The organism is Ruegeria sp. G7 (assembly GCF_056535465.1).
Genome location: NZ_JBQFIL010000002.1, coordinates 758,563 through 767,029, shown reverse-complemented (window position 1 = coordinate 767,029; position 8,467 = coordinate 758,563). Strand labels below are relative to the sequence as shown.

The window sequence follows — 8,467 nt, the reverse complement described above, 5'->3', positions numbered from 1 at the left end:
TGCTGCAGCCCGCTGGCTACATACGCGGGTTGGCCGATGGTCTGGCCGGACAGGGCGTGCGTATGTTTGAGAACAGCCCTGTCCTTGGTTTTGAACGCGCCGGCGATAACTGGTGCGTGAAAACGGAAAAGGAGCGGTCACGGCCGCGAAAGTAATCCTGACTGTCAACGGCCATCTGGAAAGCTTTGGTATCGCGCGCAACCGCCTGATGCAGCTATTCCTATTTGCGGCGATGACACCCGCGCTGGACACAGATGCGTTGAAGAAACTGGGTGGCCACACGCGCTGGGGCGTGACGCCATCGGATCCCATGGGCACAACAATGCGCCGCATCGATACCAGACAGGGTGGGAACCGGATCATCACACGAACCTGCGCGGCCCTGCGTCCGGGCATGGCCTCTTCCGGCAAAGATCTAAAGCGCGCCGGTCGGGTTATGCGGCACAAGTTTGACCAACGTTTTCCACAGTTGGCCGGGACCCGGATGGAATACCAATGGGCCGGACATCTGTGCCTTAGCCTCAATGGCGTCTCGGTTACACGGGAAATTGATCGTGGTGTCTACTCTGGTTGCGTCCAAAACGGGCTGGGGACCGCACGCGGCACGTTGACAGGTATTGCCGCGGCCGAGCTTGCCTGCAATCATAAATCAGACATTGTCGAACACTTCGGTTCCGAAGACAGACCAAAACAGCTGCCACCGCAACCCTTTCGGGAGATCGGAGCAAATGTCGTCCTAAGATGGAAGGAATGGAAAGCATCCGAAGAATAAGACTGCTGTGCAATCATGCCAACAAGAATAGCCATCGAATGGCGACCGAACGCGACACGGGAGGAATTAGATGTCGATAAAAGAACCATTTACAGATCTGGACATAAAAACTGCGGATGGCGGTTTTATGAGAACTACAGCGTACCCATTGCACTGATCAGTAAGGCGATCATGGTTGGTCTGGTGCTATGGGCCCTGGTGTTTCCAGCCAACGCGAATGGCACGCTGGGCAGCCTGAACGGCCGTCTGCTTGAAAGCTTCAACAGCTTCTACGTCATCATCGTAGGGCTGTTTTTCTTCTTCTGGCCGCTGTGGCGATCATCCCCGGCACGGGCAAGCGGATCATGGGTACACCCGGCGAAAAGCCGGAGTTTTCGAACTTCTCATGGTTCTCGATGATGTTTGGTGCTGGCTTGGGCGTCGGCCTGATGGTGTTCGCGACCGCCGAGCCTCTGGGGCTGTGGGGCTCGAACCCCGTGGTGGTCGCAGGCGACGTGCCGGGCAACGAGCCCGAAGCAATCCAGTCCGCTTATCGCTACACCTATTTGCACTACGGCTTTCACGCATGGGCGATCTATGTGATCACCGGTTTGTCGCTGGCCTACTACGCCTACACCCGCGACATGCCACTGACCATTCGATCTGCCCTGACACCCTTGTTCGGCAAGCTGATGAACGGCTTTCTGGGCCACGTTGTCGACGTGCTGGGCGTTGTGGCAACCATTCTGGGTGTGTCGGTGACGATCGGCTATGGCATCAGCCAGTTCATTGACGGTGTATATGCGATCACCGGCATGGAATGGGTGATGGATCTGGGCGGCGAAGTTCCGACCCCATCCAAAGTCGGCCTGATCGCTGGCTTGGTAACCATCATGACGCTGTCGATCATCTCGGCTGTGTCGGGTGTTGGCCGCGGTGTTAAGTACCTGTCGAACCTGAACCTGGTTTTGTCGATCATCCTGCTGGGCACATTTGTCGTCTTCGGCTCGTTCGTTTTCGCCATGACCACCTATGGCACGGCGATGGTCGACTACATCCTGCACTTCATCTCGCTGAGCTTCAGCGCATATGGCCCGCTGTCGGCCGAAGCGTTCGCGGCAGCTCTGCCTGCCGAAGCACAGGCGCATGCAGAGGCTCTGATGGGCGGTGCAACCAATGCCTGGGGCAGCTTTGACGGCTTCAAGAGCGGTCTGGAAGGCGCAGCAGCAGAACTGGATGAGGCGACGCTGGCCGCGGCATATGCCGCAGGTGAGCAGGGTCGCCAGTTTGGCTGGCAGTCCGGCTGGACCACGTTCTACTGGGCCTGGTGGATCGCGTTCTCGCCGTTTGTGGGCCTGTTCCTGGCGCGCATCTCGAAGGGTCGCACCGTGCGCGAATTCATCCTGGGCTGTGTCTTCGCACCGGCGCTGGTGTGTTTCGCATGGATGACCGTTCTGGGTGGCACCGCGATTGATCTGGAACTGGCGGGTGAAGCTGGTGGCGCGATCATCGGGGCATCGAACACCAACAAGCTGTTCGTGACGCTGTCCTACATGATCGATGGCGGCCTGCTGTCGATGCTGAACGTGATGTGTGTGATCCTGATCATGACCTTCCTCGTGACCTCTGCGGACTCGGGCATCCTTGTGATGAACACCATCATGTCGGGCGGCAGCCAGGAGACCGGTGTCAAGCACCGCATCATCTGGGGTCTGATCCTGACCGCTGTGATCGGCGCACTGATCCTTGCGGCGGGCGAAAACAACCCGCTGGACGCATTGCGCAACGCGATGATCATCGGGGCCCTACCCTTCACGATGGTGATGGGCCTGATGATGATATCACTGGGCAAAGCGCTTTATCGCGATGGTCTGCGTGACAAAAGAGGTGACACTGCGGCTCAGGCCGCCGAATAAGCCACCTCGGCAACGCTAAAAAACCAGGAAACGCCGCCCCGTAACCGGCGGCGTTTTTCCCGTCATCCGACCCCGTCCAATACAACCAGAAAAACAAAAGACCCATCTCAAAACAGAGATGGGCCAGTAAAGCGGAAAACCGCCGCTTCAATAGGTCTGATTCAACTCATCTGCGGCGGGGATTTCACGTTCTCGGCGCGCAATATAGTCCAATAGCTCTTCGTTCTTGGCTTCGTCCAGCTTCGGCTCCTGGTACTCGGCCAAGAGCTTACGCGCATGTTTGAGCGCACGTTCAGTGACCTCGACGCTTCCCTCGGCCTGCCATTGCTCGATCGAGTTGTTGTCGAACAGGTCCGGCATGAAGAAAGCCTGTTGAAAGTTCTCCTGCGTGTGCGGATGGCCCAGATAATGACCCCCCGGCCCGACATCAGGAACTGCCGCCACCGCCTGATCAAAATCATGCCATTTGGGGCCTTCCGCCATGCGATAGGCCATCGCACATTGCTCGGCATCGACGATGAACTTGGCGACAGAACAATGCATCCCGGCCTCATTCCAGCCGGCCGAGTGCCAGATGTAATTTGCCCCAGAGTGGATCACAGCGCTCAGGGTGGTGGCGGATTCGTATCCGGCTTGCGCGTCAAACGTCTTGGCGCCACCCAATGTGTTCGAAGTGCGCCATGGCACGTCATAGAACCGTGCCATTTGGCCAATCATGAAGTTCATCAAACTGATCTCGGGCGTGCCAGCCATGGGCGCGCCAGACTTCATCGACACCGTGGAAAGATAGTGCCCGTAGATGGCAGGCGCTCCGCGCCGGATGACCTGTGTATAAGCCAATGCGCTCAGCGCTTCTGCATTTAGCTGCGCCACCGTAGCGGGTACGCTAGCGGGCGTATTTGCCCCACCCAGCACAAACGGCGAGCACAGAACCGGCTGATTGCGACGGCAAAAGGCCCGCATCGCACCCAGCATTGTCTCATCCCAAACCAGCGGAGAGTTTCCGTTGCAGTTGCCCGTGGTCACCGGATGATCCTCAAGGTACTTTTCGCCAAACAGGATCGCGCACATCTCCATCACATCTTCGGCGTTCTTGGGCGAGGTGGTCATGCCCATGAAGGTCTTGTCCGAGTGCTTCATGGATGAATAGGTGATCCGCAGATGTCGCTGGCTGATGGGGTGATCATAAGGCTCGACAATATGATGCGCCGAGGAATGCAGCGCTGGCATCATGTGCGCCAGTTTGTGGAACATTGCCAGATCGTCCAGCGTCGGGTTGCGGCGCACGTCATCAAGATCACGCAGAAAAGGCGCGCCGGTCATCGGCACAAAGATCGAGTGATTTCCACCCAACCGAACGTTCTTTGCCGGGTCGCGCGCGTGATAAGTAAAACTCGACGGGATCGTTGCGATCAGTTCGCGCACCATCTCCCGGTCAAGGAAGACGAGTTCGCCTTCCACCTTGGCGCCGGCTTTCTTCCAGTCTTCCAGCGCAATCGGGTCACGAAACTGAACACCAACATTCTCGAGAATATCCATCGAGGCCGCATCGATCCGTTCGACATGCGCCGGATCCATCACTTCGCACAGCGGTATGCCGCGCTTCAGGCCCGGAAGCATGTCAAACTTGGGGGCAGTTCGGATAGCGCGGCGGGCCGACCGACCGCCCGATCGGGACCGGGTTACCGTTTCTGTCGTCATCAGGTTTCTCCAGCAGTTTCCACGATCTTCTCAGCTTTGACCGTTACAAACTTGACGATTCCGAAACCCGTTTGCAGGAAACGACATCGCACATCACCCGGATCAAAAAAACTCAACAACGCATGTCGCCTGCTGGGGTGAAGACTTCGGCTTTGCTTTTTCGCACCACCAGTGGCTTTCTGTAGCCAATGAGGCGGGCTGTACCGCAGCGCTGGAGGTCTGCGATACAGCCGTTTGGTCAAACGAAATAGACCCCGTTTTCGTTCATCGGCAGCTCGGAAACCCGCAGGTCCAGCTCGGCGATGGCATTGGCCAACGCCGGAGCAGCGGGCGGTGTTCCGGGTTCGCCGATGCCGGTGGGCGCGTGATCCGAAGGCACGATATGGGTTTCAATCGCTTGGATATCCGAGATCCGCAGTGGCTCATAATCGGGAAAGTTGGATTGTTCGACCACGCCGCCATCCAGCGTGATCTGATCCCGCATCGCATGGCCGATCCCATAACCGATGCCACCTTCGATCTGGGCCTTGATCACGTCCGGATTGACCGCGATACCACAATCGACGGCTGCGGTCACTTTCTCAATTCGGATGCCATCATCCAGATTTCCTGAAACCTCGACCACCTCGGCCACGTATGACCCAAAGGATTTGTGCACCGCCACACCCTGCACGTTTCCAGGTGCGGGGCTGCCCCAATTGCCTTTCTCAGCCGCCAGTTTGAGCACACCGGCCTTGCGAGACTGATCGGTGTCTTCGCCGCTCAGATACGCAAGGCGGAATGCGACCGGGTCCTGACCTGTCGCCTTTGCGGCCATATCCATCATAACTTCCATGACATAGCCGGTATGCGTATGACCAACCGAGCGCCACCACAAAACAGAGGTCGCCTTTTCGGTATCCGTCAGGCCCACAGCCATGCCCGGGATCGCATAGGGGCTGTCTGCCAGACCCTCGACACTTGAATGGTCTATACCGTCATGGACCAGCACGGCCTCGAACGGGGTGCCTTTGATTACCGGCTGACCGGCCACTTGATGCTGCCAACCTACGATGGCACCGGTCTCGTCCAGACCCACCCGCACCTTGTGACCGAAGGCGGGGCGATAATATCCGCCGCGGATATCGTCCTCGCGATCCCAGACCAGTTTGACCGGGCGCGTCCGATCAGTCAGCACGAAGGCCAGCGCAGCCTCAACCTGATAATCCGCATCCGGTGTCGCGCGGCGCCCGAATGAGCCCCCGGCCAGCATGGTATTGATATGGATCTTCTCTGTGGGCAGATCGAAAATCTGCTGATAGGCCATGTGGGGACCGGTCGGCATCTGGGCACCATCGTGCAGCACGATGTCACCTTCGGCGGTCTGCTCGATGGTACAATTCAAGGGCTCCATCGGGGCATGTGCCAGCAGCGGGAAGTAAAGGTCTTCTACCACCGTCGCAGCGCTATCCACTGCAGCGGCGACCGCCGCCTGATCCGCTTTGTTGACATTGTAGGTCGGTGCCGCGTCCAGCGCCGCCATGATCTCGTCCCGGATTTCCTGCGAGGACCGGGTTTCTGCAGCCGAGAGGTCCCATTCTACATCCAACGCCTCCCGCGCTTGCATCGCGGCCCAGGTGTTTTCGGCATAGACTGCAACGCCATGTTTGGTCGGCAGCGTTTGGGCCATGATAAAACCTTTCACTTCTTTGGAGGCGCTGTCGTCAAAACCCGCAACAGTGCCGCCGCGCTGCGGGGTTCGCTTGACCATAACGACCATTTGATTGTCCAGATGTATATCCATGGCAAACTTGGCAGCGCCATTGACCTTGACCGGGCTGTCCTTGCGGCGCGTATCCGGATTGCCGATGATCTTCCATTCGGACGGGTCGCGCAGGCGCGGCGTCTCGGACGGTGCAAAGCTGGCTGCGGCAGCGACGAAAGTCCCCAAAGGGGCCGACTTGCCAGCACCTGTGATCATACCCTGCTGAATATCCAGCGCGTCAGGCTGGACCCCCAGGCCTCAGCCGCCGCTTTGATCAGCATCTCGCGGGCATTCGCACCAGCGGTCCGATACTGCATCCATGAATTTGCCATCGCGGTAGAGCCGCCGGTACCCTGAAACGGGCCGAACAGGGTGTTATTGTAGACGTTTGGGTCAGACGGCGCGAATTCGTAGCCGATCTGCTCCATCGTGACACCCAATTCTTCGGCAATCAGCGAGGTCAGGCCGGTGGCAGGCCCCTGCCCTTTTTCAAAGTGCTTTACAATCGCGACCACGTTGCCATTGCTGTCAATCTTGACGAACGGGTTCAGCATCGCGTCCGGCTGAGCGGACGCGGCCATCGCGCCTTTGGCATTGGTGCCAACATACAGGATCGTCGCGGCGGCGGCGGCGGATTTCAGGAACCCGCGGCGGGAAAAATCAGCTGTCATTTGTCTTAGACCTCCAAAATCTCGGATGCACGCAGAACTCCGGCACGAATACGCTGGTAAGTGGCGCAGCGGCAGGCGTTTCCATGCATGTATTCGTCGACATCTTCTGCCGTGGGCTTGGCGTTCTCGCGCAGCAAACCAACCGCATTCATGATCTGACCGGATTGGCAATAGCCGCACTGAACCACATCCAACTCAAGCCACGCCTGCTGCACAGCCGCGCCGATCTTGTCCTGATCGATAACCTCGATGGTGGTGATTTCGGCGTCTTCGACATCCTCAATGTACGTCTGGCAAGACCGGATCGGCTCACCATTCATGTGAACCGTGCAGGCTCCGCATGACGCTACGCCGCATCCGAACTTGGTACCCGTCAACTTCAGCTCATCCCGGATGACCCACAAAAGCGGTGTACCGGGTTCGGCCTCGACGGTATGGGTCTGACCATTGAGTTTCAGTTCGATTGCCATGGGTTCAAACTCTCCTCTTTTTGCAAATTTTTGCGAATGTATGGCAGCGGCGTGCTTCGCTGCATTGCGCGAAACCGCTGACAGGGGGACGTCAATTGTCTGATTACAAACCTAGCGCTCTGCAGCCGAAAGCCACTGCCTTATTCTCCGAATGATCTGCCCAATCCTCCGGCAGGTGTTGGTTGGTTGTTTTCAGACTGCGCGAAACCTTTATATCTCCAAGGACAGGAGGGTTGGCGATGGTACCGACGGATCTGGTTTCTGACGTATTCGAACTGGTTCAATCTAACGGCGCGATGGGTGTGGGATGTACCACCGGGGTCGATGGGCTGTATGCGTTTTGTAATGATCAAACCACCGAATGCGCCGCTGGGTTCTACGAACCCGTGATGTGTCTGGTGTTGCAAGGCGCGAAAGAGGCCTATATTGGCGGCCGCGTGATCCGCTATAGCGCAGGTGACACCTTGATCGTCAGTCATGCGGTACCGGTCGAGGCCGCCGTCATCAAAGCCAGCACCGAAGAACCTTACGCAGCACTGGCGCTGACGCTGGATCTTTCGATGGTGCGCAGTCTGGTCGACGAGATCGGCGAGGTGCAGGACGGCGACGCCCGAACGCTGGACGTTGCCGCCTCGGATCAAGCGTTGATCGACGCGGTGGCGCGCCTTTATCGCCTGTCGCACGATCGGGTCGAGGCCCGCGCGCTGGCACCGCTCGTCCTGAAGGAAATCCACTTCCGCCTGTTGCGCGCGCAACATGGCGCCATGCTGCGCCAGCTGTTGCGGCACGAAAGCCCTGCGAGCCGTATCTCAAAGACAATAGCCTTCATTCGAAGAAACTATAAAACCAGTATCCCGGTCGCTGATCTGGCCACTGAATCCGGCATGAGTCTTTCGGCCTTTCACGAACATTTCAAAGCTGTGACCGCCACGACTCCGCTGCAGTACCAGAAAGACCTGCGCCTGCTCGAAGCCCGACGTTTGCTTCAATCCGGCAACACATCCGTGGCCTCGGCGGCCTATGACGTGGGATATGAAAGCCCGACGCAGTTCAGTCGAGAGTACTCGCGCAAGTTCGGGCTGTCGCCCAGCGATCAGAAACCCGGCAGGACACTGATGGCGGGTTGACCACCCCTTTGCGCGAAGGTCGGCCATAGTCCGCCCCTTTCGCATGATCCGTCGCCGTTGCCATGGGTTGCGAATAAAATCGCCTTG

4 protein-coding genes and 2 pseudogenes are annotated in these 8,467 nt (G+C 58.2%); 3 read left to right on the top strand and 3 right to left on the bottom strand.

Annotated elements, in window-relative coordinates:
- Positions 1-112 precede the first annotated feature (112 nt).
- On the top strand, positions 113-772 hold the full coding sequence (locus tag ACR3EN_RS20245; RefSeq protein WP_480918492.1) for an FAD-binding oxidoreductase/lyase: 660 nt from the start codon (positions 113-115) through the stop codon (positions 770-772).
- Between the two features lie 70 nt (positions 773-842).
- Positions 843-2,667, top strand: a pseudogene (locus ACR3EN_RS20240) (BCCT family transporter).
- 147 nt (positions 2,668-2,814) lie between these two features.
- On the opposite strand, the gene ACR3EN_RS20235 reads toward ACR3EN_RS20240, so the two are convergent.
- From ACR3EN_RS20235 to ACR3EN_RS20225, 3 genes and pseudogenes are all read right to left on the bottom strand, one after another.
- Positions 2,815-4,368: a trimethylamine methyltransferase family protein gene (locus ACR3EN_RS20235; RefSeq protein ID WP_480820991.1), complete on the bottom strand. Its 1,554-nt coding sequence runs from the start codon at positions 4,366-4,368 to the stop codon at positions 2,815-2,817.
- A 238-nt stretch (positions 4,369-4,606) separates the two neighbouring features.
- Positions 4,607-6,783: pseudogene (locus ACR3EN_RS20230) on the bottom strand (xanthine dehydrogenase family protein molybdopterin-binding subunit).
- Between the two features lie 5 nt (positions 6,784-6,788).
- Positions 6,789-7,253, bottom strand: a complete 465-nt coding sequence (locus ACR3EN_RS20225; RefSeq protein ID WP_480820995.1) for a (2Fe-2S)-binding protein — start codon at positions 7,251-7,253, stop codon at positions 6,789-6,791.
- A gap of 239 nt (positions 7,254-7,492) precedes the next feature.
- Here ACR3EN_RS20225 and ACR3EN_RS20220 point away from each other — a divergent pair, with 239 nt between their 5' ends.
- Positions 7,493-8,380 carry an AraC family transcriptional regulator gene (locus ACR3EN_RS20220; RefSeq protein WP_480820997.1) on the top strand — a complete coding sequence of 296 codons (888 nt, stop codon included), beginning with the start codon at positions 7,493-7,495 and terminating at the stop codon, positions 8,378-8,380.
- The last annotated feature ends 87 nt before the right edge of the window (positions 8,381-8,467 follow it).

Bases quoted from the DNA above. Each gene is read 5' to 3' on its own strand.
- ACR3EN_RS20235 (WP_480820991.1), bottom strand. From the start codon at position 4,368: ATGACGACAGAAACGGTAACCCGGTCCCGATCGGGCGGTCGGTCGGCC.
- ACR3EN_RS20225 (WP_480820995.1), bottom strand. From the start codon at position 7,253: ATGGCAATCGAACTGAAACTCAATGGTCAGACCCATACCGTCGAGGCC.
- ACR3EN_RS20220 (WP_480820997.1), top strand. From the start codon at position 7,493: ATGGTACCGACGGATCTGGTTTCTGACGTATTCGAACTGGTTCAATCT.